Raw genomic sequence first — 23,387 nt, forward strand, 5'->3', positions numbered from 1 at the left:
TTTGAATTGACTGTGCTGAATCTTTCGATTCAATGGTCACTTCGTTTCATTGAAACCTAATTTGATACCGAAGTATCTAATTGGATTATCATCAACGAGTGCCCACACAGATTGATAGGTCTATATTGTTAAAGAGCAACTCTTCTTTGTGATTGACATCACTTCAGAAGAGGCGGCCATTCTAGCGAGATAATTTATTGTGTCAAACACTTTCTTCAAATTATTTCGTTTTTCTTTTCAGCCTTGTCAACTTCGCTTAAACCCTTGTGAGGCCTTGCCCTGTCGACGAGGAGGCATTATAGAGATCGCGTTCACATTGGCAAGTGTTATTTTTCAAAAATTGCAAAAACAATGGTTAAACGATGAGTTTTCGATCAAACCTTTATTTATTCAACTTTACCCCAAACTATCACACAACTTATCCACAGGGTTGTTCTTTGAGACGTATTTTTCAAGTACCATAAATAAAGAAAGCTGCTTTATTGCAGCTATCTTTATTAAACTTAACCTAAACTCTATTTAAAGAGTATTATGGCTATATGCCAGACCCATCTTGTTCGGAGCCATCATCTTCGTGTAGGCCACATTCTCGCTTTAAGCCAAAGAATCGAGTTTCTTCCTCTGACATTCCCGGCTCCCATTTACGAGTGGTATGTGTATCACCAACTGAAAGGTAACCTTCATCCCACAATGGGTGGTATTTAAGGCCGTGTTGTTCCAAGTAGTAATGAACGTCTTTATTAGTCCAATCAATTACTGGTAGAAATTTAAACACACCGTTCTGAATTGATAGAATCGGTAAACCTGCACGAGATTTACTTTGCTCTCGACGCAGTCCAGAGAACCACGTTCCAACATTAAGCTCTTTTAACGCTCGACGCATCGGCTCAACTTTATTGAGCTTGTTGTATTTTTCAATTCCCTCTACACCCTGCTCCCATAATTTTCCATATCGAGCTTCTTGCCAATTCGCACTTTCTTTGGCTCGATAAACTTTTAAATTTAGGTTGAGAGCATCTGTCAGCTCATCGATAAATCGGTACGTCTCAGCAAACAGGTAACCAGTATCGGTTAGAATGACGGGGATGTCCGTTTTGGCGCGAGTAACTAAATGAAGCATAACCGCGGCTTGAATACCAAAACTAGAAGAAACCGCGAACTCGCCTTCTAGATTATCTAAAGCCCACGCTACTCTCTCTTGTGCTGAAAGCTTTTCGAGCTCGACATTAATTTGAGCAAGACGGAGGATTTGCTCCGTCTTTGTTAATGTCAGTAACTCTGTGAGCTCCAGCTTGGATGCTACAGAATCAAGCATGAAAGTCCCTCTTTGATACGAGCACTTCTTGGATAATGCCAGCACGAATAGTGAAATCGCCAAAGGCTTCGCCTTCTTCACGCTCTTTCGACCATCGGGCCACCAGCAGATCAATCTCTTCTAAGATTTGCTTATCCGTGATGTTCTCTTTATACATTTTTGGTACTCGAGTACCGGCACGGTTACCACCTAGGTGCAAGTTGTAACGACCCGGCGCTTTGCCAACTAGACCAATTTCAGCCAACATTGCGCGACCACAACCATTTGGACACCCAGTTACACGCAAAATGATGTTGTCATTTTCTGGTAGGTTGTGCTTCTCCAGAATCCCCTCAATATCAGTAACAAACTGAGGAAGGAAACGTTCAGCTTCTGCCATCGCTAGCGGACAAGTTGGAAAAGCAACACAAGCCATTGAGTTCTTACGCTGTTCACTTACGCCGTCGTCCATTAAGCCATGTTCACGAGCGATCTTTTCAATCTTCGCTTTTTCGTTTTTAGGTACACCCGCAACAATTAGGTTTTGGTTTGCTGTCATGCGGAAATCGCCTTTGTGGATTTTGGCAATTTCAGCAACACCCGTCTTAAGTGGTTTACCTGGAAAGTCTAATAAGCGACCATTTTCGATGAAAAGCGCTAAATGATATTTACCATCAATTCCTTCTACCCAGCCAATACGGTCACCACGTTCTGTGAATTCATATGGACGGCTTTGCTCAAACTTAACACCAGCACGTTTCTCGACTTCCGCTTTAAACACATCGCTACCTACACGATCTAACGTGTACTTCGTTTTCGCATTTTTGCGGTTTGAACGGTTACCCCAATCACGCTGAGTTGTTACTACAGCTGCGGCAACATCAAGTGTCTTGTCCAGCGGAATAAAGCCAAAGTCGTCAGCGCGGCGCGGATAAGTTGATGTATCGCCATGCGTCATCGCTAAGCCGCCGCCGACCAGGACGTTAAAACCAACCAGCTTGCCGTTATCTGCAATCGCTACGAAGTTGAGATCGTTAGCGTGTACATCTACGTCATTTTGCGGTGGGATAACCACTGTGGTTTTAAACTTACGTGGTAAGTAGTTCTTGCCTAGAATCGGTTCGTCTTCTTCTGTGCTTTCTACTTTTTCACCGTCTAGCCAAATCTCTGCATAAGCGCGCGTCTTTGGTAATAGATGCTCACTGATCTTCTTCGCCCATTCGTAAGCTTCTTGGTGTAACTCTGACTCCACTGGGTTAGTGGTACACAACACGTTACGGTTTACATCACCCGCGGTTGCAATCGAATCAATGCCAATACTGTTGAGCGTTTGATGCATCAACTTAATATTCGGTTTTAATACCCCATGAAACTGGAACGTTTGGCGAGTCGTCAGACGAATACTTCCATATAAAGAGTGCTCCGTTGCGAACTTGTCGATCGCTAACCATTGCGTTGGCGTGATGATGCCTCCAGGCATACGAGCACGAAGCATCACATTATGTAATGGTTCCAGTTTTTGCTTTGTGCGTTCATTACGGATATCACGATCGTCTTGTTGATACATACCGTGGAAACGAATCAACTGGAAGTTGTCGGCAGTAAAACCACCAGTAATACGGTCCTGTAAATCTTGCTCAATGGTGCCACGTAATAAGTTGCTTTCTCGCTTCAGGCGCTCGTTATCAGATAGCGGCCCTAACTCTTCACCTAATACAACCTGCTTATTATTGTCCGTAGAAAAAGTCATTAGTACACATCCCTCTGATAACGTTTCGCTTTACGTAGGTCATTAATAAATTGTTCTGCATCGTCACGCGGCATCTTGCCTTCTTGTTCAGCAACGATAACCAATGCGTCGTGCACATCTTTTGCCATACGCGTTGCATCACCGCAGACATAGATATAAGCGCCTTCTTGGATCCACTGCCACACTTGAGCTGCGTTTTCTAAAATGCGATGTTGTACGTAAACCTTTTCTACTTGGTCACGACTAAAGGCAACATCCAATCGGCTTAGTACTCCTGACTTGAGATACTTTTGCCATTCCACTTGGTACAAGAAGTCTTGAGTGAACGTGCGATCACCAAAGAACAACCAGTTTTTGCCTTCAGCATCGCGGTTTTCACGTTCCTGAATAAAGCTACGGAATGGTGCGATCCCTGTGCCAGGACCAACCATGATAATTGGAGTGCTATCATCTTCCGGCAGTTTAAAGTTGTTGTTATGCTCAACAAATACTTTAACTTCATCTCCCTCTTCGAGACGCTGTGCTAAGAAACTAGACGCACCACCATATCGTTTTTCGTCGTTTTGTTCGTACTCAACCAAAGCAACCGTTAGGTGTACTTCTTCATCGACCTCTTCTTGGCTTGATGCAATAGAGTAAAGGCGTGGAGTAAGACGACGAAGCAAACCAATCAACTCATCTGCGGTTAACTTGGTTTTCTTTTCTGCCAGTACATCAACGATTTGAGTATTTGCAGAGTACTCGCGAAGCTTATCTTTATCTTCAACTAACTTTTGTAGCTTCTTGCTACCGGATAACTCGGCAAACTTTGTGATGAGCTGCGGGTTAGATGTTGTGATTTCATATTTACTCACAAGAGCACTGTGGATTGACAAGCTTTCACCATCAACGTCAACAGTCTCAACCCCAGACAAACCGACCTTACCAAGAATGGCATTTGCAAGTTCCGAGCTATTTTCAAACCACACACCTAGTGCATCACCTGGCTGATACGTTAAGCCCGAGCCTTCTAAGTCGATTTCTATATGACGAACGTCTTTTCCAGAGTCACGGCCCGTGATTTTTTGACTGGTCAGTAACGTCGCAGTGTACGGATTTTGTTTATTGTAAGGAGAGTGCGCAGTCGCAGCTTGACCCACAGGAAGTTGAACCACATCCGCTTCAGAGCCAGAAGAAAGTGTATCTTTTACCTTGTCTAACGCATTCTTACGCCATTCAGTTGCGCGGGCTTCATAATCCACATCGCAATCAAGACGCTCGATAAATGGAGTCGCGCCTAGCTTTGATAGGTAAGTGTCGAAGTCTTTACCGGTCTGACAGAAGAACTCGTAGCTAGAATCTCCCAATGCAATAACACCATATTGCAGGTTTGGCAGCTTAGGAGCCTTCTTCGATTGCAAAAACTCATGTAGCTCAATGGCATTGTCTGGCGCTTCGCCTTCGCCGTTAGTCGATGCCACAATAATGACATGCGTTTCTTTGGCTAAGTTTTTACCTTTGTAATCGCTTGCATCAAAAAGTTCGACTGCAATTCCTTCTGCTTTTGCTTCCTGTTCCAGAGCTTCAGCAACACCTTTAGCATTGCCCGTTTGGGAAGCAAAAATAATACTCAACTTACCTGCTGGCTTCGCTGATACGGCTGCCGTTGCTTGTGCAATTGGCGTTACCGCTGTGTTTGGTTGATTTTGAGCTAATCCCCAAAAATACCCACTGACCCAAGCAAGTTGCTGTGAAGACAACTCAGAGACAGTTTGTTGGAGTGAGCTAATTTGTTGGTCATTCAGAGGGCTTGCGATTGGAGGATTTCCTCCTTGCCCATTATTATCTTCAGACACATTCTTGTGAGAATACTCATTCTTTTGAAAAGACATTATCACGACATCCCTATTCATTGCGTGACGATAGAGTACCCACTCTCCTTAATAACAAGAAAGAATAGAAGTGAATGTTTTATAACTTTTTGGAAGTAAGAACGGCTTACTTTTTGCTCATCGATCTTCAATGCGGACTTGTTGAAAGCCTACTGCCATTGCCGATTTTGACGCAGTATCCAAATCTTCATAAAGACATTCTTCGCCGTGACTGTCCGTTAGAAAAACAAAACCACCGCGCGCATGTCTGAACTCTACAACCCAACCACCCTCTTGGATTGCAGGCTCAATAATCGCTTCGATAAGCTGATTTTCACGGAATAGATGTCTTAGTTCATTTATTGTCATCGCTATCCCTGCTTTAACTTTCACATTGCTCCTAGGTAAGCATGGTCTAAGTCAGCCAAATAGGGAGAAATTTCGATTAGATATAATGAAGTGATATAAAAAAACGCCGCTTATAAAGCGACGTTTTAAGTAAATCGAATATCTAACATGGCTGAATTTAGAACGCGTATTCCGCACTCACAAAGAAGCCGTTAGCAAAAATAAACTCTTTCCCTAGATCCGACATGAATTTATCGGACTCTAAATCAATCACACGGTAACCTCCACGAAAAGCCAGTCGAGCTTTTTCGAGCGGTACATTGTATTGAACACCTGCCATGAAATCGGTGCTTTTGATACCTTTGTTGTCACCAAAGTTTATCTCACCAATCACATCAAAGTTTGTATCCGGAACTTGAATTTCTGCGTAACCATACCAAGCCCAAATCAGCTCATCAAATTCTTCTACACGCCAGCTTGAGCCAGCATCAATGTATTTAGTGTCACTTAAATTACTGAACGTGAGACCCGCATCAAAGTGCAATAAATCATGCTCTAGAACGTGGTAATACAAGGTTAAATCGAGCTTATCGAACCCCATGTAATCCGCATCAACACTTGAGTAACGAAGGCGCGCATTAGGGACATATTTAACATCATGTTCAATCGCCGCGTAAAAAGTGCCTGCGGTACTGCTATCTCGTCTCACTTCATTAACTTTAGTGTCGGCAGCCCATACCTCTGCGCCGACTTTTGTCGATACAGAGTACTCTGCAAAAACAGGAAAAGATACTGCCAACGATAATGCCGTTAAAGCGATGTTCGCTTTATTTGTCATGTAGTATTTACTCCGAGATAGCTGATATTCACGTAGAGGACGTGAGAGGAAATATACCATATTCTCACGCCTCTCCATCAACTAAATGATGTTACTCATTATTTATAGCGGGGCTGAGCAACGTAATTCTTGAAGAACCAAATACCCAATGCAATCACGATTAACCATGGTAATAGTTTGAGTACCGCTCCAACCATTCCCAGTAAAAACATCACAACTAACGCAATACCAGTTGCTGCGAATACGGTCATCATTGTGATACCCGTAACCAACAAGGTCGCCGCAAAGACTAAAATAAAGATTAGCTCCAACATAATCACTTCTCCATTTGTTTTCAATAAACAGAGCAGTTTCCATACCAACTTACAGAAATGAATTTAAGACTATGATTTTTAATAAAAAAACAAAGCCAGAGGCATTTCTGCACTCTGGCTTTATCATTCTTTAGTTGGTAATTTTAGCCATTCACTGGCGAATTTTACACATTCAATTCTTTTGGAATCTTAGCTAGCGCGTCTTGCAATACTTCTAGACCAGAACCTGGTTTGTGCGCATTTTCACTGATATGACGACGCCATTGACGAGCACCGGGCATGCTTTGGAACAAACCTAACATGTGGCGGGTAATATGACCAAGGTACGCACCTTTCGCTAATTGCGCTTCAATGTATGGGTACATCTCTTCAACAATTTCGCTGCGTTTCTTCACTGGAGCATTAGAGCCAAACAACTCTTGGTCTACCGATGCCAGTAAATATGGGCTTTGGTATGCTTCACGACCAATCATCACACCGTCAAGATGCTGAAGATGTGCTTTTGCTTCTTCTAATGATTTCACGCCACCGTTAATCGCAATCGTTAGGTGTGAGAAGTCTTGCTTCAATTGGTAAGCGCGTGGGTAATCCAATGGTGGGATCTCGCGGTTTTCTTTTGGGCTTAGACCACTTAACCATGCTTTACGTGCGTGGATAGTGAACTGCTCACAGCCACCCTTTTCTGAAACAATAGAAACGAAATCCGTTAGGAACTCGTAGGAGTCTTGATCATCAATACCAATGCGAGTCTTTACTGTTACAGGGATATCGACCACGTCTTTCATTGCTGCGACACAATCCGCAACTAACTGCGGTTCAGCCATTAGGCAAGCACCGAAGCGACCATTTTGTACGCGGTCAGATGGACACCCCACATTTAGGTTAATCTCATCGTAGCCACGCTCTTGCGCTAGCTTGGCACACGTAGCCAAATCTGCTGGGTTTGAACCACCAAGTTGAAGGGCTAACGGATGCTCTTCTTCGTTATAAGCCAGGAAATCTCCTTTTCCATGAATGATCGCACCTGTCGTCACCATTTCAGTGTACAGCAGGGTTTCTTTGGTCATTAAGCGATGGAAGTAGCGACAATGACGATCAGTCCAGTCTAACATTGGTGCTACGGAGAGCCTGCAAGAATGAGTCATGATATAAACACCCGTTTTTATGTTGCCAAGGTCGAGCGCAGCAGTACGCTCAAAAAATAAGTCGGGTATTGTATACCCAAGCACCTCTGGGTGCTAGTTTCAGCGAGAATGATTTGGTTGGCTGACTAGCCAAGTGCTTAGGAATACGCAGAAGTAATACGAATCTGTCATTCGTTGATTCATTCTGTGATGATTATTCCGCCTTCACACCACCACCGACTTGCTTTAATTCATGATTTTCGTTCTGATAGTGGGTAAAATGAAGCATTTCTAAACGAACTTCGTATAGAAATGATTTATCATAGAGCACGTCCGATAGTTATGGTGAAAGGTTTGAACCCAACAATCATTGAACAAATTGAAAGTATCTGCGCAGAGCGTGGAGTACGACTGACTCCGCAACGCCGACGCGTATTTGAACTCATTTGTTCTAATCGCCGCGCCTCAAGTGCGTATGAGCTATTGGAGCAACTAAAAGAGAGTGAGCCTCAGGCTAAGCCGCCCACTGTTTATCGAGCATTAGATTTTCTCCTAGAGCAAGGCTTCATCCACCGAGTGGAATCGACAAATAGCTTTATTACTTGTTGTTCTTTCAATACTCAGCAGCACTTTTTCCAATTACTAATTTGCGATAAATGTGGTGATGTCGTTGAACTCGAAGATGAGACGCTGATATCCTTGTTAGCCGAAAACGCCGAGAAGCATGGATTCAAACTGACCAACCAAGTTATTGAAACTCATGGTGAATGCCAGGCCTGTTCCTCCGAGACGAAAGAAAAAGTATAGAAGAACGTTATGCGCGCTGAATTTGTAAACCCGTTTTTAGCTTCTTTAATGAACGTGCTAAAAACTATGGCTTCTCTTGAGCTGAAGCCACAAAAACCGCGAATCAAAAAAGATGAGATCGCACGAGGTGACGTTTCTGGTCTGATTGGTATGGTAGGCCCACAAACTCGTGGTTCAATGTCGATCACCTTTGATGAAGCACTCGCCCTAGAAATCATGCAGAACATGCTTGGTGAACGTCCAAATGGGCTCAATGAAGAAGTGACCGATATGGTGGGTGAGATCACCAACATGGTTACTGGTGGTGCGAAACGCATTCTGGCAGAAAGTGGTTTTGACTTTGATATGGCAACACCGGTTGTGGTTTCGGGCCGAGGTCATACGATTCGCCACAAGTGTGAAGGCTCAATTATTATCATGCCTTTCTCTTCCCAATGGGGAAATGCCTTTATCGAAATTTGCTTCGAATAAAAGAGAAAAAATAGGTTGGCACTGGCCAACCTATTTTGTTTTTGCCTCAGGCAATAAAAAGGTCAGCATTTGCTGACCTTTTCTTTATCTATTCAAACATTAAGCTTTGAACGCTTTAAATGCGTTGATTAGACCGTTTGTTGAGCTGTCATGCGAGCTGATTTGAGACTCGTCTGCAAGCTCAGGTAGGATTTGGTTAGCCAGTTGTTTACCTAGCTCCACGCCCCACTGGTCAAAGCTGAAGATATTCCAGATAACACCTTGTACGAAAATTTTGTGTTCGTACATTGCGATCAAGTTACCTAGCGTACGAGGCGTGATTTGCTTCACTAGAATAGAGTTTGTTGGACGGTTACCTTCAAACACTTTGAATGGCGCAATCGCTGCCACTTCTTCAGCATTCTTACCTACTTTCACCAACTCTTCTTTCACGGTTTCTTCATTTTTACCAAACGCTAGAGCTTCAGTTTGCGCGAAGAAGTTAGACATCAGTTTTTGGTGATGATCGCTAGCTGGGTTGTGGCTAATTGCAGGTGCAATGAAGTCACATGGGATAAGCTTAGTACCTTGGTGAATTAGCTGGTAGAACGCGTGCTGACCGTTGGTACCTGGTTCACCCCAAATGATTGGGCCTGTTTGGTAAGTTACAGCATTGCCGTCACGGTCAACGTATTTACCGTTTGATTCCATGTTGCCTTGCTGGAAATATGCTGCAAAACGGTGCATGTATTGATCGTAAGGTAGGATAGCTTCTGACTCCGCACCGTGGAAGTTGTTGTACCAAATACCAATCAAAGCAAGAATCACTGGAATATTGCTTTCTAGATCTGTTGATACGAAGTGCTTGTCCATCTCGTGAGCACCATCAAGCAACTCAACAAAGTTGTCGAAACCTACTGCTAGTGCAATTGATAGACCGATCGCAGACCATAGTGAGTAACGGCCACCAACCCAGTCCCAGAATTCAAACATGTTCGCTGTATCGATACCAAATTCAGACACGGCTGTCGCGTTTGTTGAAAGCGCAGCAAAGTGTTTAGCCACATGAGCCTGATCACCCGCAGATTCTAGGAACCAATCACGAGCAGTGTGCGCGTTAGTCATGGTTTCTTGCGTTGTAAACGTCTTAGACGCGATCAAGAATAACGTCGTTTCTGGGTTAACTTTCTTCAACGTTTCAACGATGTGTGTACCATCAACGTTAGATACGAAGTGAAGGTTTAGATGATTTTTGTATGGCGCTAGAGCTTCCGTCACCATGTAAGGGCCAAGGTCAGAACCGCCGATACCGATGTTCACAATATCAGTAATTGCTTTGCCTGTGTAACCTTTCCATTCACCGCCGATAACGCGCTCAGTGAATGATTTCATTTTTTCTAGAACCGCGTTCACTGCTGGCATTACGTCTTCGCCGTCTACCATAACTGGAGTATTAGCGCGGTTACGTAGTGCAGTGTGAAGAACAGCGCGACCTTCTGTTTGGTTGATCGCTTCACCACTGAACATCGCTTCAATTGCAGATTTCAGCTCGGTCTCTTTCGCAAGAGCAAACAGGTGCTTCAGAGTTTCCTCATTGATGAGGTTCTTTGAGTAATCGACTAGGATGTCTGAGCCGAAACGTGCAGAGTATTTGTCGAAACGCGCTGCGTCTTGAGCAAACAGCTCTTTAAGATCCATATCTTGTGCAGATTCGAAATGCGCCGTTAGCGCTTTCCAAGCTTGTGTTTGCGTTGGATTGATATTTTTCAACATGGTCTTTATCCCGATGTTACAGTAGGTTCCATTCCTTACAGTCTAGCGAAAACTGTGGAATCCCCGATTTAGCAAATAGAATATAAATTAGATGTTTGGGCAAATTGCCACAAAACAAGTCTTTGTAATTTTTTTTCAGGCGCCAATTATGACCGAGAGCTTTTACACTCACATTGAGTTAGGTCACGTTCCCTGCCCTGAAATTGAACAATTCATTTACGATGACAAGAATCATATCATTTACTAATGACAGGCTCTAATTGGAATAGGATAGACGCCAATTTATAAATTTCCAAAGGAACACGTATGTGGGCACAAAAAACACTGCAATTAAAAGCGAGAAGCCGCGGTTTTCACCTGATAACTGATGAAATTGAACAACAATTACCACAAATAAACGAACTTTCAGTAGGTTTATTACACTTATTTATTCAGCACACCTCCGCCAGTTTGACCTTAAATGAGAATGCTGATCCAACCGTGCGTATGGACATGGAAGCGCACTTCAATAAGTTTGTGCCAGAGCGTGCTCCTTATTATCAGCACACCTATGAAGGTGACGACGACATGCCGGCACATATTAAAGCATCACTGCTTGGCAGTAGTGTGACGGTACCAATCCAAAATGGTCGATTAGCTTTAGGAACATGGCAAGGTATTTACTTGGGTGAGCATCGAGACTTTGGTGGCGGCCGCCGCGTTATTGCTACGATTAACGGTGAGTAGATAAAACAAAGGCTAACCTTGGGTTAGCCTTTCGTTGTTTACTTGGAGTATTCCATCTCGACGCGAGGCGTTAGCTTAGTCACGAGTTCATACGCAATCGTACCAATGTGACCCGCCACTTCTTCTACTGGGAGCTCTTTCCCCCAAAGAATCGCTTCGTCGCTGACTTTATCCGTTGCGTCTGGTCCCAAATCGACCGTCAGCATATCCATGGAAACTCGACCTGCAATAGGTACTTTACGGCCATTAACCCACACCGGCGTACCGTTTGGAGCACTTCTTGGGTAACCGTCGCCATACCCTACAGCGATGACCCCAACTTTTGTATCTCGCTCACTGGTCCAAATACCACCATAGCCAACACTTTCGCCCTTCTTCACTTCACGTACCGCAATAAGGTGGGATTTAAGTGTCATGACAGGCTGATACCCAAGATCTTGCGCCGTTTTGTCATCGAATGGCGACACACCATACATGATAATACCCGGACGAACCCAATCTAAATGGCTTTGAGGCCATGCCAATAACCCCGCAGATGCCGCCAGTGAACGTTCCCCTTGGCAACCAGAAGTCAACGATTTAAACAGCTCAATCTGTTGTGGGGTAATATCGCTATCCAGCTCATCTGCACAGCCAAAGTGGCTCATGTAACGCAACGGTTTCGCTACATTTGGACACTCCTTCAGCCGCGTTACAAACTCGTCATATTGTTCAGGACGAACCCCAAGGCGGTGCATGCCACTGTCAATCTTCAGCCACACGACAACCGGAGTTTCAAGGTCTGCTTGCTCCAAGGCGATAAGCTGCTCTTCACAGTGCACCACGGTTTGGATGTTGTTCGTCACAAGAACAGGTAAATCACCAGGAGAGTAAAAACCTTCTAGCAATAGAATCGGCTTTACTACTCCACAAGCGCGCAGTTGCAATGCTTCTTCAATGCGAGCCACGCCAAACGCATCCGCATGGTTAGCATGTTTTGCGACATGACGTAATCCGTGACCATAACCATTGGCCTTGACGACAGCCATCACTTTACTTTGTGGCGCTTGAGCTTTTACGCGCTGTAAGTTGTGCTGCAACGCAGACAAATCAATGCACGCCTTGGCCGCTTTCATATAGCTCATGGAATTACTCATCATCAATATCGAATGCAGGACCCGCGTAGTTGTCGAAACGCGAATGTTGACCTTGGAAAGTGAGGCGAACAGAGCCGATAGGACCGTTACGCTGTTTACCAATAATGATTTCGGCCGTACCTTTGTACGGACTATCTGGGTGATAAACCTCATCACGGTAGATGAACATGATCAAGTCGGCATCCTGCTCGATGGAACCGGATTCACGCAAGTCCGAGTTTACTGGTCGTTTATCCGCACGTTGCTCTAGGGAACGGTTTAGCTGCGACAGTGCCACAACAGGCACATTTAGCTCTTTTGCCAGCGCCTTAAGAGAGCGAGAGATCTCAGCAATCTCAAGAGTACGGTTATCGGTTAACGAAGGCACGCGCATCAACTGAAGGTAGTCGACCATGATCATAGATAGACCGCCATGTTCACGAGCGATACGGCGAGCGCGCGAACGCACTTCGGTCGGAGTTAGACCAGAGCTATCATCAATGTACATATTTTTCTTCTGCATCAGGATACCCATAGTAGAAGAAATACGCGCCCAATCTTCGTCATCTAGCTGACCCGTACGGATCTTGGTTTGGTCAACACGAGACAAAGAGGCCAACATACGCATCATCAACTGTTCAGCTGGCATCTCTAACGAGAAAATAAGTACGGGCTTTTCTTGTTGCATGGCCGCATTTTCACACAAGTTCATTGCAAAGGTCGTTTTACCCATCGATGGACGCGCTGCGACAATCACCAAATCAGAGCCTTGCAAACCTGCGGTTTTCTTATTGAGATCGGTGAAACCGGTATCGACCCCGGTAACACCATCTTGTGGCGTTTTATACAACAACTCGATACGTTCTAACGTCTTTTCGAGGATGTTGTCGACGTTTTGTGGTCCTTCGTTTTCACTAGTTCGAGACTCGGCGATAGCAAAAACTTTACTCTCCGCCATGTCTATTAAATCTTCAGAACTGCGACCTTGAGGGTCATAGCCCGCGTCCGCAATTTCATTCGCGACACCAATAAGGCCACGAACAATCGCGCGCTCAGCGACAATATCAGCATACGCATTGATGTTAGCTGCACTTGGCGTATTCTTCGCCAAGTCAGCGAGGTAAGCAAAACCGCCTACATCTTCTAACAACTCGTGACGCTCTAGATATTCCGATAAAGTAATAAGATCGAGAGGTTTACCCGCTTCAAGAATGGTTTTTACACCTTCAAAAATCAGGCGGTGTGGACGACTATAGAAATCACTGCTCACAACACGTTCGGCAACGGTGTCCCAACGTTCATTATCCAGTAAAAGACCACCAATTACTGATTGCTCGGCTTCTAGTGAGTGAGGTGGCACTTTGATTGCGTCGACCTGACTGTCTGAAGGTTTGCGATTTCTGTTTTCCGCCATGACTTTGCTCGATAACTACTATTGACCCACGATTATAACCTTAACCTAGCTGAGATGCTTCCCCGAAGCGACAATTACTTGTTAAGAAATCATCATGTGAACCATCCGGGTAATAGCCTGGTTCTTCCGCCTAGCTCTAATAAAAATTAACCTACCATTGACCCAACCAAATATCTGTATCAGTATCATGCCCCTCCTTTTTGATTACGTTCGAGGTTGATGTGTCCCGATACTGGTTACTTAGCTTTAGCCTACTGTGCGCTAGTGCATCGTATGCTGACGAATCAGTACAGCCAGAGCAAAATATTGATGTACCCGACCCACTAAAAACCGAGGTGGAGTTCGGCTATCAAGCTCACACAGGTAACACGGACTCTCGTTCCCTGAATGCTCGTTTGAGTGCTGAATATACGTCAGGTCGACACCGTTCTAATGGTGAATGGAAGTACTACAACTTGTACAAAGACGGTGAAGAAGACAAACGCTCATCCACCTACTCCCTACAGAGTGACTACAAGTTAGGCCCTAAGACATATTTGTATGGCAGCTTTAAAGGGGTGGATTCTCGCTACAGTGCTTATTTTAAAGACTATACGTTGTCAGGTGGTTTGGGTTACCAGTTCTCCTACACTGAGAACTTCATTTTAGAGGTAGAGGTAGGCCCTGGTTTTCGCTATCAAGAGCCAAACTTAGACGAAATAGATGATGACGATATTGTCTTTCCCGATATCGTTAGAGAAGGCATTTTTCGAGGAAATATCAACACAACTTGGCATGCGTTGGATAATTTAAGTTTCGCAGCTGATATTACGTTGGTAACAGGTAGAAGTAACACACGTACTGATAGTGAACTCAGTGTAACCAATGATATTACTGAAGATATTGCACTGAAACTGGCGCACTCTCGTCAGTATCACAATAAAGTGCCTGAAGGCTTAAGCAAAGCGGACAGCGTATTTTCCGTTAATTTACTTTTCGCTTTTTAACCCTTTTTCTCTCAGTTTTAGAAATAAAAAAAGCACCTCCAAGGAGGTGCTTTTTAGTATTTCGTCTTGATACTGAATTACTCAGCAGCAACAACTTGTAGGTTAACTGTCGCGAAAACTTCAGAGTGAAGTTGAACGCTGATCTCGAACTCACCAGTGTTACGTAGAGCACCTTCAGGAAGGCGAACTTCGCTCTTAGCAACTTCAACGCCTGCAGCTGTGATAGCGTCAGCGATGTCACGAGTACCGATAGAACCGAATAGTTTGCCTTCGTCACCAGCTTTAGAAGCGATAACTACCGCTTCTAGAGCGTTAACTTTCTCTGCGCGAGCTTCTGCAGCAGCTAGTTGCTCAGCAACTTTAGCTTCTAGTTCAGCACGACGAGCTTCAAACATTTCAACGTTAGCTTTAGTTGCCATAACTGCTTTACCTTGTGGGATAAGGAAGTTACGAGCGTAGCCAGATTTAACGTTTGCAGTATCGCCAAGACCACCTAGGTTACCAATTTTATCAAGTAGAATAACTTGCATTGCTTAATCCTCTTTCTTAATAAAATGAACCGATTACTGATGCTTGTCAGTGTACGGTAGTAGAGCTAGGTAGCGTGAACGCTTGATAGCACGTGCTAGTTGACGCTGGTACTTAGCGCTTGTACCAGTGATACGGCTAGGTACGATTTTACCAGCTTCAGTGATGTAGTTTTTAAGAGTTGCTACGTCTTTGTAATCAATCTCTTGTACGCCTTCTGCAGTGAAACGGCAGAATTTACGACGACGGAAGAAACGAGCCATGGGCTATCTCCTGATCTTAAATTTGAGTAATGTTGTCGGCGTGTAACACTAATTTTCCCACGCCATTTCGGCCGGTTTGATAAGTGACAAAACCACTTACCTTAATGTTACTGCCTTGAACTAAATTCTGAGTTAGTGCTTGTGACCCAAGCCCGCTGACGACTACCGGCATACGACAATAAACTTGTCGAGGTAAGTCAGCTTCGATAATAGTAGAGCGATGCTCCAGCCAAAACCGACAGTGTTCAATGCCACCAGGGCTTTTACTACGAATGGGCGGTTTGGCAATGGTGCCGCTCAGCTCCATTCGATTGGCCATAAGAAAACTTACTCAGCAGCTTCTGACTTAGCTTCAGGCTTAGCTTCAGAACGCTCTTCACGACGTGGAGCACGCTCTTCTTTTTGCTTAAGCATGATAGATTGCTCAGTGATCGCTGCTTTAGTACGCATGATCATGTTACGTAGAACTGCATCGTTGAAACGGAAAGCAGTTTCTAGCTCATCAATTACAGCTTGGTCAGCTTCAACGTTCATAAGAACGTAGTGAGCTTTGTGAAGCTTGTTGATTGGGTAAGCCAGTTGACGACGGCCCCAGTCTTCTAGACGGTGGATTTTACCGCCAGCTTCAGTGATTGAACCAGTGTAACGCTCGATCATGCCAGCAACTTGCTCGCTTTGATCTGGGTGCACCATGAATACGATTTCGTAATGACGCATTGGTTGCTCCTTACGGATTATTCAGCTTCCACAAATGGCTCAGTCGTCCAGAGGAAGCAAGGAACTAAAGATAATTGACTGAGTTTAAGGAGCACGAATAGTACAGAAAGGGCGTAAAATAGGCAAGTGATTATTTGCTCAGCGCAGCGGATATTTAATTTCTTCTAATACTAGAAAACACAAAGGCTGCCAACAAGCTAGCAGCCTTTAAAATCAGCGTGTTATTGCGTTGGCTTATCGGTGCTTATTTAACTTCAGCCAGTTCAGCGCGCATTTGATCGATCACTTGTTTGTAATCTGGCTCACCGAAAATCGCCGAGCCTGCGACAAACATGTCTGCGCCCGCTTCTGCAATTTCACGAATGTTGTCAACCTTCACACCGCCATCGATTTCTAAGCGGATATCACGGCCAGACTCGTCAATCATCTTACGAACGGCACGCAGTTTATCTAGTGTATGAGGAATGAATGATTGACCACCAAAACCAGGGTTTACCGACATCAGTAGAATCATGTCGACTTTATCCATAATAAACTCAAGACTTGCAAGTGGCGTTGCTGGGTTTAGTACCACACCAGCCTGACAGCCGTGCTCTTTAATTAACTGCAGTGTACGGTCTACATGATCAGAAGCTTCTACATGGAACGTAATCATCGACGCACCCGCTTTTGCGAAATCAGGAATAATACGGTCAACGGGTTTCACCATTAGGTGAACATCGATTGGCGCTGTGATGCCATAATCGCGTAGTGCTTTACACACAGGCGCACCAAAAGTCAGGTTTGGTACATAGTGGTTATCCATAACGTCGAAATGCACCACATCCGCACCCGCTGCGAGTACTTTTTCTACATCTTCACCGAGACGAGCAAAATCTGCCGATAAAATGGATGGAGCAATAAGAAAATCTTTCATACCTGACCTCAGTAGTAATGAGCAAACAATCTGCGCGCAATTCTACCGAAGCCAGTGGGGAGATCCACTATTTAGATATAATAGTGTGAGAATTAAGAGCTTGATTTATCCATGTCTGGGGCATGAAAAAGCGCAAGTAGCTCATCAACTTTATTACGACCGTTACCATTACGGCTAATGGTACGCTTTACTTTTACCACATTAAGATCCGCACCGTGATACAACCGACGTGTCAAGGTAGTGTCGTGGTTAGAAATCAACACAGGAATGCCACGTTCAGTCGCTGTTCTTTCAGCAATGTCGGCTAATGCAGCTTGGTCGTCCAACGTGAAACCATTACCTGCGTATGAGGTGAAATTTGCCGTATTTGAAAGCGGCGCATAAGGTGGATCGCAATACACGACGCTCCCTTTGCGCGCACGACGAAATGTTTCAGGATAACCTTCACAAACAAACGTAGCTTTTTTGGCTTTTTCTGCAAAAAACTCCAGTTCCGCCTCAGGGAAATACGGCTTTTTGTAAGAGCCAAACGGTACATTGAAGCCACCTTTTTTGTTGTAACGGCATAGGCCATTAAAACCAAAGCGGTTCATGTACAAAAACGCTAAAGAGCGGTACATCACGTCATCGGTTTTATTAAACTCAGCGCGAATGTGTAGGTAGGCTTCTTTGCGGTTGTTCTCAGCGACAAACCAACGCTTCGCTTCAGAGATATACTCTTCAGGGCGTTCTTTCAGCAGGTTGTACAGATTGATCAAATCTGGATTGATATCTGCAAGTAGATAATGGTCATAATCGGTATTCAGAAACACTGAGCCCGCACCAACAAAAGGTTCAACTAGCTTTCGAGCCGGCGGCAAATGACGTTGGATGTCTTCAACCAGTCCGTATTTTCCTCCTGCCCATTTAAGAAAGGCTCGTTGCTTTTTCATCTACTGCTCTATCTATCGACCAAAAATTAAGGCTGCGGAATGTAACATATTTTTCAGGGAAGCTCAGGTTTATTTCACTCGTTCAATTTCACGGTGAACCTGACGGAGTGATTTTGCCCAAGGACTCACCGACTTAACCGAATCTGGCAAGCTTGCGACGGCATCACGAGCCATTTGAATTGTCGGATAATCTTGATATGTGATGATATACCACTCGGTGTCATTACGAACGGTAGGATAAATTCGCACTTGATTATTCAGTTGATGCTCATTGAGAAAGGATTGTACATCTTCCATTGAGGTCATAGCTGCGAGTTGTAAAGTATAAGCTCTTGGCGATAGCGCTTTTAGTTCTTCACGGGCAAATGAAAACTTCACAACAGGTTGGTTTACGTCACCCTCTTCTGACTGAGCAGGTGCTTGCGCCATATCTTGATTCGGTTTTACGACTTTAATCAAAGGAGAGCTAGTTTCATCGGCGGTTTCTGTCTTCTCAATACCTACGACGTCATCAATCGCTTTTGTGTCTGCTGAATCAGTTTTACCTTCAAGCAATGCATCGACCACATTCGACTCAATCACCACTCTTTGTTGATTGTCATCACTGCCTACGCTCGCTACTTCTTCTGTCACTGCTGGCGGTAATGAATCAGAATCATCAACCGCACCAGACTTATCAGGACTGCTAGAGCCATCGGTTACAGGTTGCAGTGAAGACTGCGCTGCACTGATTCCTGACTCTTCAAAAGTTGGAATAGCCGTTTGCTCTAAACTGCCAGCAATTTGCTGCGCCTTATCATCAGGACTTGGTTGACTAAGCATCCACCAATAGCCACCAGCAGCAAGCAACAGTAATACTAATACCACCAACGCAATATTCAGGGGTGAACCGACAATCGAGCGGATAATGATCCTTTTTTCCACTTTCATCTCTCCTAACGCCATGATGTCCCCCGGTACTGGGTCGACTTTTTTAAATGCATCTCGAACCCGTTTCTCAGACTCATCATCGACGTAGCGCGCTACAAGTGACTCAAAGAAACGACGAGCTTCCACTTCGGACAACATATCAATATCAAGCTCAACAGGCTTTATCTCTTGTCCATAACTGAGACGTGCTAGCAAACCTTCTAAACGTCCAGACTGTGTAAACAGTAAGACATTGATGGTCCAATTTGGCTTATGGTGCGCCTCTAAGACCAGCATCCAAAGCTCAGAGATAAGTGTCTCACTCAATAAATGCGCATCATCTACAACAATTGCAATGTCACACGGCTCATCACCTAAAAGCCTTTCAAGGCTATCAAGTAAAGGCTCTTGCTGATTAAACAATGCGTCCGAAACTAGTTGACTCAAAATAAGGACGCGATGCTGCACATCGTCTTGATTAGAATGACAAAGTAACAAACATTGATTCTTGTTACTGGCACCCACTTCAAGGTATCGCTGCGCTAACCAAGATTTCCCGTACCCATCATGACCATTAATCGCAATGAGATTGGAACCAAAGTTAGTCAGTAGACCTAATCTATCAAGCAACTCGATTTGAGAATCTAATTCCAGTACGTGAGCAACACTCATCTAATAACCTTAATACACTACAAGAATGACGCCCAAAGGCGCCATTACAAGGTTAAATATCGCGACCGAAGTCTATTGCCTGCTTGAGTACGTCTTGCGTCGTATCAGCAATTACCTCGGCAGTGCCAATGCCTGTAGGCAAAACCAATCGTAATTGACCAGAGAGGACTTTCTTATCTCGCATCATGTGCTTGATGAAGTCATCGAAATTCATACTGTCTGGAGTATGCACAGGCAGTTTTGCACGACGCAAAATCGCAACAATACGCTCAAATTGCTCTTCCGAGATCAGACCACGTAGATGCGACGTTTTGGCCGCCATAACAGTGCCGGAAGATACCGCTTCACCATGCAGCCAATTGCCATAGCCAAGTTCCGCTTCAATCGCATGACCAAAGGTGTGACCTAAGTTAAGCAAAGCACGGATGCCCGACTCTTTCTCATCCTGAGCCACCACTTCCGCTTTTATTTCACAGCAACGTGCGATCGCATAAGTTAGTGCTTCTTCATCCAACGCATACAAGCGCTCAAGATTGTCTTCTAACCATACAAAAAAATCTGCATCGTAAATAATGCCGTACTTAATGACTTCGGCGATACCCGCAGCGAACTCACGTTCAGGCAACGTCGACAGGCAGTTGGTATCAATGATCACTGCTTTAGGTTGGTAAAACGCACCTATCATGTTCTTACCCAACGGATGGTTAACCGCGGTTTTTCCACCAACCGAAGAGTCCACTTGGGATAGTAATGTGGTCGGTATTTGAATAAAGTCGACCCCACGCTGGTAACAGGCAGACGCAAAACCCACAAGGTCGCCAATAACACCACCACCTAACGCGATGATCACAACATCACGAGCATAACTCCCTTCCAGTAAGAAGTTCATTACTTGATTAAATACATCCAAGTTTTTGTACTGTTCACCGTCAGGCAATTCTAACAAGGATGCACTACAACCGAGCTGCTCGAGTTGCTTTAAAATTTTGTCTGCATACAAAGGCGCCACTGTGACATTACTGATCACAACAACTTTTTGTTTTGCATTTTTGTTTGAGAGAACTTGAGAGAGGTACGCCGGGTCCTCAAATAACCCGGCGCCAATAGAGATTGGGTAGCTACGCTCAGCTAGGTTGACCGTAATCCGTTCCATCGGTTTGCTCCAATTAAAAAAAAGATAAAGACTTATCTCTCTTCTAGCATTTTTACGATCTGGTTGGCTACCACTTTTGCACTTTGATCGTCAGTGCGAACAGTGTAATCCGCTACTTCTTCATATAAAGGATTACGTTCTTCAGCTAATTGCTCCAGTACTTCGCGAGGGTTATCCGTTTGAAGTAAAGGACGCTTCTTGTCGCGGTTTGTACGCGCAAGTTGCTTTTCAATCGTCGTTTCTAAGTAAACAACAACACCACGTGCCGAAAGACGATTGCGGTTTTCTTTGCTCTTAACAGAGCCACCGCCAGTCGCAAGCACGATGCCTTGCTCTTGTGTTAGGTCTTCAAGTACCGCTTCTTCACGCTTGCGGAAGCCTTCTTCACCTTCTACATCAAAAACCCAAGAGATGTCTGCACCAGTGCGTTCTTCGATCACTGTATCGGAGTCAACAAACTCCATATGCAGTTGCTGTGCTAGATGTCTACCAATTGTACTTTTGCCGGCGCCCATTGGGCCAACAAGGAAAATATTACGTTTCTCAGCCATGTTTAGCAGTAATTTACAACATTGATTCAATAAGATCGCCACAAGAAAACACAGCTAAACTGCTGTTCTACAAGGCTTGTGGCACCAGTTCCTCACAGATAATTCGTGATAAGACCCGAAATTATCCAAGCATGGTGCCACTATTGCAACTTTATTTTTGATTTAATCAGTTTTTCCCGAGACAGAACTACTGAATCACCACCTTAGGCGTGACGAAAATTAACAGCTCACTTTTACCAACATTTTCATAACTTCGACGAAAAAGCGCACCTAATAGCGGAAGATCGCCCAACAAAGGCACTTTGTCCACCGAGTTAGTAATGCTGTGCTGAAAAATACCACCAAGAACGACCGTTTCACCGTTATTCACTAACACTTGCGTCCCGATACGTTGAGTATCAATCGCAACAGCTTCACCAGTGCCTGTCTTCACGACTTGTCCAGGTCTATCTTGCGTGACACTTAAATCCAATACTAAGCGGTTATCCGGTGTGATTTGCGGGGTTACCTTCAAACTTAATACCGCCTTTTTGAACGTCACCGTCGTTGCACCACTTGATGATGACTCAAGATAAGGAATCTCTGTACCTTGTTCAATATAGGCAGGCTTCTTATTGGTAGTGATCAAACGTGGGCTCGAGATAATCTCAGCTTTAGACTCTTGTTGCAGAGCAGAAAGCTCAAGATCCAACAAGGTGTCTGAACCTAACTTTGCGACCTGAAAAGCAATGCTGGTCGCATTCGGACTGGTTGCAGCTAAGTTTACATTTAGGAAGTCATCGATCCCTACTCCATCACCGTCACCACCGTCATCACCCCCTTCTCCATTATAGAGACCGATCGTGGCGAGGTTGTTCTCAATAGAACCGCCCACTGTATTACTGCCATTAATAGACGTAAAACCCCAACGAATCCCTAACTCGTCCATGTTACCTTCATTGATGGTCACAATACGCGCCTCAATTTGAACCTGTTTAACTGGAATATCCAAAGACTCAATAATTTCTCGAATCACCTCGATGTTTTCAGGTAACTCTCTAATCAATAACGAGTTAGTTCGCTCATCAATGGTCATACTGCCGCGCTCTGACAGCATGCTGATATTTCCTTCTCCATTGATCATCTCCGCAATGTCTGATGCTTTAGCAAAATTAACTTTGATGATTTCAGATGAAAGCTCTCCCATTTCTTCCGTCAGTTTTTGTTTTTCTAACTGCTGCTTCTCACGCAAGTCCAGCTCATCAGTCGGAGCAACTAAAATCACGTTGCCATCAACACGCTTATCTAACCCCTTAACTTGCAAAATAATATCCAGCACTTGCTGCCAAGGGACACCATCAAGACGAAGCGTGAGGTTGCCTTCCACAGAGTCGGAGACAACCAAATTGAATTGGTTGTAATCAGCAATAAGCTGCAAGACGTTTCGCACAGGAATATCTTGGAAGTTAATCGAAATAAGCTTACCTTCTCTTTCTAAAATGCTTTTATCTGGGGCTTTCTCATTGGGTTTGATCTTCGCTACTTTGATTTCCAAAAAACGCCCCGTTAAACGGTAATCATGCATGTATTCTTCATTGATGTGCGCAACCAAGCGCGTCGTCGAGGTGTCGCGAAACACTTCTACGCTCTCAACCACAGTCGAAAAATCTTTCACGTCTAGGAGATACAATTGCTCGTCTTTTACTGAAGTGTTAAGCAAATCGATACTTAACCCTTCCTGTACACGCTTGATATCTACAATCGCGGCCGGTGACGCCAATTCGACGACAATCACGGCGTCTTTATCTTTATTAGTTCGAAAGTCGATACTTTTTAGGGCATTGGACGAAACTTCTTCAGCTGCCGCTAAAGGGGCTAAAAATACAAACAACCATAAGGAGAAGAGCCCAGTAAGTATCCTTGGTGTACGTGTTAATCCTTGTCTCATTTTCATTACTCAATATCAAAAATAAATGGG

24 protein-coding genes are annotated in these 23,387 nt (G+C 44.4%); 4 read left to right on the plus strand and 20 right to left on the minus strand.

All coding sequences use genetic code 11. From position 1 onward, the window contains the following. Positions 1-535: 535 nt before the first annotated feature. The 7 genes from R7Q46_RS23105 to dusA all read right to left on the minus strand — a co-directional run bounded on the left by R7Q46_RS23105 (position 536) and on the right by dusA (position 7,539). Positions 536-1,315, minus strand: coding sequence for a phosphoadenylyl-sulfate reductase (locus R7Q46_RS23105; RefSeq protein ID WP_054729680.1), 780 nt, complete (start codon positions 1,313-1,315; stop codon positions 536-538). Next, positions 1,308-3,044 carry an assimilatory sulfite reductase (NADPH) hemoprotein subunit gene (cysI, locus tag R7Q46_RS23110; protein ID WP_213872105.1) on the minus strand — a complete coding sequence of 579 codons (1,737 nt, stop codon included), beginning with the start codon at positions 3,042-3,044 and terminating at the stop codon, positions 1,308-1,310. Before cysI ends, R7Q46_RS23105 begins: the two co-directional genes overlap by 8 nt. Continuing rightward, complete coding sequence (locus tag R7Q46_RS23115; protein ID WP_017633538.1) at positions 3,044-4,915, minus strand: assimilatory sulfite reductase (NADPH) flavoprotein subunit; 1,872 nt, start codon at positions 4,913-4,915, stop codon at positions 3,044-3,046. The genes cysI and R7Q46_RS23115 overlap by 1 nt, the downstream gene beginning before the upstream one ends. 117 nt (positions 4,916-5,032) lie before the next feature. Further along, positions 5,033-5,263 carry a hypothetical protein gene (locus R7Q46_RS23120; protein WP_005381264.1) on the minus strand — a complete coding sequence of 77 codons (231 nt, stop codon included), beginning with the start codon at positions 5,261-5,263 and terminating at the stop codon, positions 5,033-5,035. 157 nt (positions 5,264-5,420) lie between these two features. After that, a complete protein-coding gene (locus R7Q46_RS23125; RefSeq protein ID WP_213872104.1) occupies positions 5,421-6,080 on the minus strand; it encodes a TIGR04219 family outer membrane beta-barrel protein in 660 nt (219 codons plus the stop codon). A gap of 98 nt (positions 6,081-6,178) precedes the next feature. After that, complete coding sequence (gene pspG / locus R7Q46_RS23130; protein WP_005381266.1) at positions 6,179-6,394, minus strand: envelope stress response protein PspG; 216 nt, start codon at positions 6,392-6,394, stop codon at positions 6,179-6,181. A gap of 164 nt (positions 6,395-6,558) precedes the next feature. Further along, positions 6,559-7,539, minus strand: a complete 981-nt coding sequence (gene dusA, locus R7Q46_RS23135; RefSeq protein WP_017821727.1) for a tRNA dihydrouridine(20/20a) synthase DusA — start codon at positions 7,537-7,539, stop codon at positions 6,559-6,561. 321 nt (positions 7,540-7,860) lie between these two features. Between dusA and zur the strand changes: the two genes are divergently transcribed. Beyond that, complete coding sequence (zur, locus tag R7Q46_RS23140) at positions 7,861-8,325, plus strand: zinc uptake transcriptional repressor Zur (protein WP_005381268.1); 465 nt, start codon at positions 7,861-7,863, stop codon at positions 8,323-8,325. Positions 8,326-8,334: 9 nt separating this feature from the next. Then, entirely contained in the window at positions 8,335-8,796 is a 462-nt protein-coding gene (locus tag R7Q46_RS23145) for a chemotaxis protein CheX (protein WP_005381269.1), read from the plus strand. Positions 8,797-8,895: 99 nt separating this feature from the next. On the opposite strand, the gene pgi is transcribed toward R7Q46_RS23145, so the two are convergent. Beyond that, positions 8,896-10,548, minus strand: coding sequence for a glucose-6-phosphate isomerase (pgi, locus tag R7Q46_RS23150; protein ID WP_005381270.1), 1,653 nt, complete (start codon positions 10,546-10,548; stop codon positions 8,896-8,898). 306 nt (positions 10,549-10,854) lie between these two features. Here pgi and R7Q46_RS23155 point away from each other — a divergent pair, with 306 nt between their 5' ends. Further along, positions 10,855-11,274, plus strand: a complete 420-nt coding sequence (locus tag R7Q46_RS23155) for a secondary thiamine-phosphate synthase enzyme YjbQ (RefSeq protein WP_005381271.1) — start codon at positions 10,855-10,857, stop codon at positions 11,272-11,274. A 38-nt stretch (positions 11,275-11,312) separates the two neighbouring features. On the opposite strand, the gene alr is transcribed toward R7Q46_RS23155, so the two are convergent. Together alr and R7Q46_RS23165 are read right to left on the minus strand one after the other, a co-directional pair. Continuing rightward, positions 11,313-12,389 carry an alanine racemase gene (alr, locus tag R7Q46_RS23160; RefSeq protein WP_031777284.1) on the minus strand — a complete coding sequence of 359 codons (1,077 nt, stop codon included), beginning with the start codon at positions 12,387-12,389 and terminating at the stop codon, positions 11,313-11,315. 13 nt (positions 12,390-12,402) lie between these two features. Further along, the gene (locus R7Q46_RS23165; protein ID WP_005382759.1) at positions 12,403-13,803 is read right to left on the minus strand and encodes a replicative DNA helicase; all 1,401 of its coding nucleotides are present in this window, start codon (positions 13,801-13,803) and stop codon (positions 12,403-12,405) included. 221 nt (positions 13,804-14,024) lie between these two features. Between R7Q46_RS23165 and R7Q46_RS23170 the strand changes: the two genes are divergently transcribed. Continuing rightward, positions 14,025-14,789, plus strand: a complete 765-nt coding sequence (locus R7Q46_RS23170; RefSeq protein WP_213872103.1) for a DUF481 domain-containing protein — start codon at positions 14,025-14,027, stop codon at positions 14,787-14,789. A 77-nt stretch (positions 14,790-14,866) separates the two neighbouring features. Here the strand turns inward: R7Q46_RS23170 and rplI are convergent, their stop codons facing one another. The 10 genes from rplI to R7Q46_RS23220 all read right to left on the minus strand — a co-directional run bounded on the left by rplI (position 14,867) and on the right by R7Q46_RS23220 (position 23,363). Beyond that, positions 14,867-15,319, minus strand: coding sequence for a 50S ribosomal protein L9 (rplI, locus tag R7Q46_RS23175; protein WP_005382760.1), 453 nt, complete (start codon positions 15,317-15,319; stop codon positions 14,867-14,869). A gap of 33 nt (positions 15,320-15,352) precedes the next feature. After that, the gene (gene rpsR, locus R7Q46_RS23180) at positions 15,353-15,580 is read right to left on the minus strand and encodes a 30S ribosomal protein S18 (protein WP_000090472.1); all 228 of its coding nucleotides are present in this window, start codon (positions 15,578-15,580) and stop codon (positions 15,353-15,355) included. 16 nt (positions 15,581-15,596) lie between these two features. Then, on the minus strand, positions 15,597-15,899 hold the full coding sequence (gene priB / locus R7Q46_RS23185) for a primosomal replication protein N (RefSeq protein ID WP_005381298.1): 303 nt from the start codon (positions 15,897-15,899) through the stop codon (positions 15,597-15,599). An 8-nt stretch (positions 15,900-15,907) separates the two neighbouring features. Further along, a complete protein-coding gene (gene rpsF, locus R7Q46_RS23190) occupies positions 15,908-16,297 on the minus strand; it encodes a 30S ribosomal protein S6 (RefSeq protein WP_005381299.1) in 390 nt (129 codons plus the stop codon). 244 nt (positions 16,298-16,541) lie between these two features. Continuing rightward, complete coding sequence (gene rpe / locus R7Q46_RS23195) at positions 16,542-17,213, minus strand: ribulose-phosphate 3-epimerase (RefSeq protein ID WP_005381300.1); 672 nt, start codon at positions 17,211-17,213, stop codon at positions 16,542-16,544. A gap of 92 nt (positions 17,214-17,305) precedes the next feature. Further along, the gene (locus R7Q46_RS23200) at positions 17,306-18,145 is read right to left on the minus strand and encodes a Dam family site-specific DNA-(adenine-N6)-methyltransferase (RefSeq protein ID WP_005382762.1); all 840 of its coding nucleotides are present in this window, start codon (positions 18,143-18,145) and stop codon (positions 17,306-17,308) included. Between the two features lie 69 nt (positions 18,146-18,214). Then, positions 18,215-19,726 carry an SPOR domain-containing protein gene (locus R7Q46_RS23205; RefSeq protein WP_064354356.1) on the minus strand — a complete coding sequence of 504 codons (1,512 nt, stop codon included), beginning with the start codon at positions 19,724-19,726 and terminating at the stop codon, positions 18,215-18,217. Positions 19,727-19,778: 52 nt separating this feature from the next. Next, positions 19,779-20,879, minus strand: coding sequence for a 3-dehydroquinate synthase (aroB, locus tag R7Q46_RS23210; protein WP_005381318.1), 1,101 nt, complete (start codon positions 20,877-20,879; stop codon positions 19,779-19,781). A gap of 32 nt (positions 20,880-20,911) precedes the next feature. Beyond that, positions 20,912-21,430, minus strand: coding sequence for a shikimate kinase AroK (aroK, locus tag R7Q46_RS23215; RefSeq protein ID WP_005381319.1), 519 nt, complete (start codon positions 21,428-21,430; stop codon positions 20,912-20,914). Positions 21,431-21,617: 187 nt separating this feature from the next. After that, positions 21,618-23,363 carry a type IV pilus secretin PilQ gene (locus tag R7Q46_RS23220; RefSeq protein WP_005382765.1) on the minus strand — a complete coding sequence of 582 codons (1,746 nt, stop codon included), beginning with the start codon at positions 23,361-23,363 and terminating at the stop codon, positions 21,618-21,620. Between the last annotated feature and the right edge of the window lie 24 nt (positions 23,364-23,387).

Source organism: Vibrio sp. 811 (genome assembly GCF_033339195.1).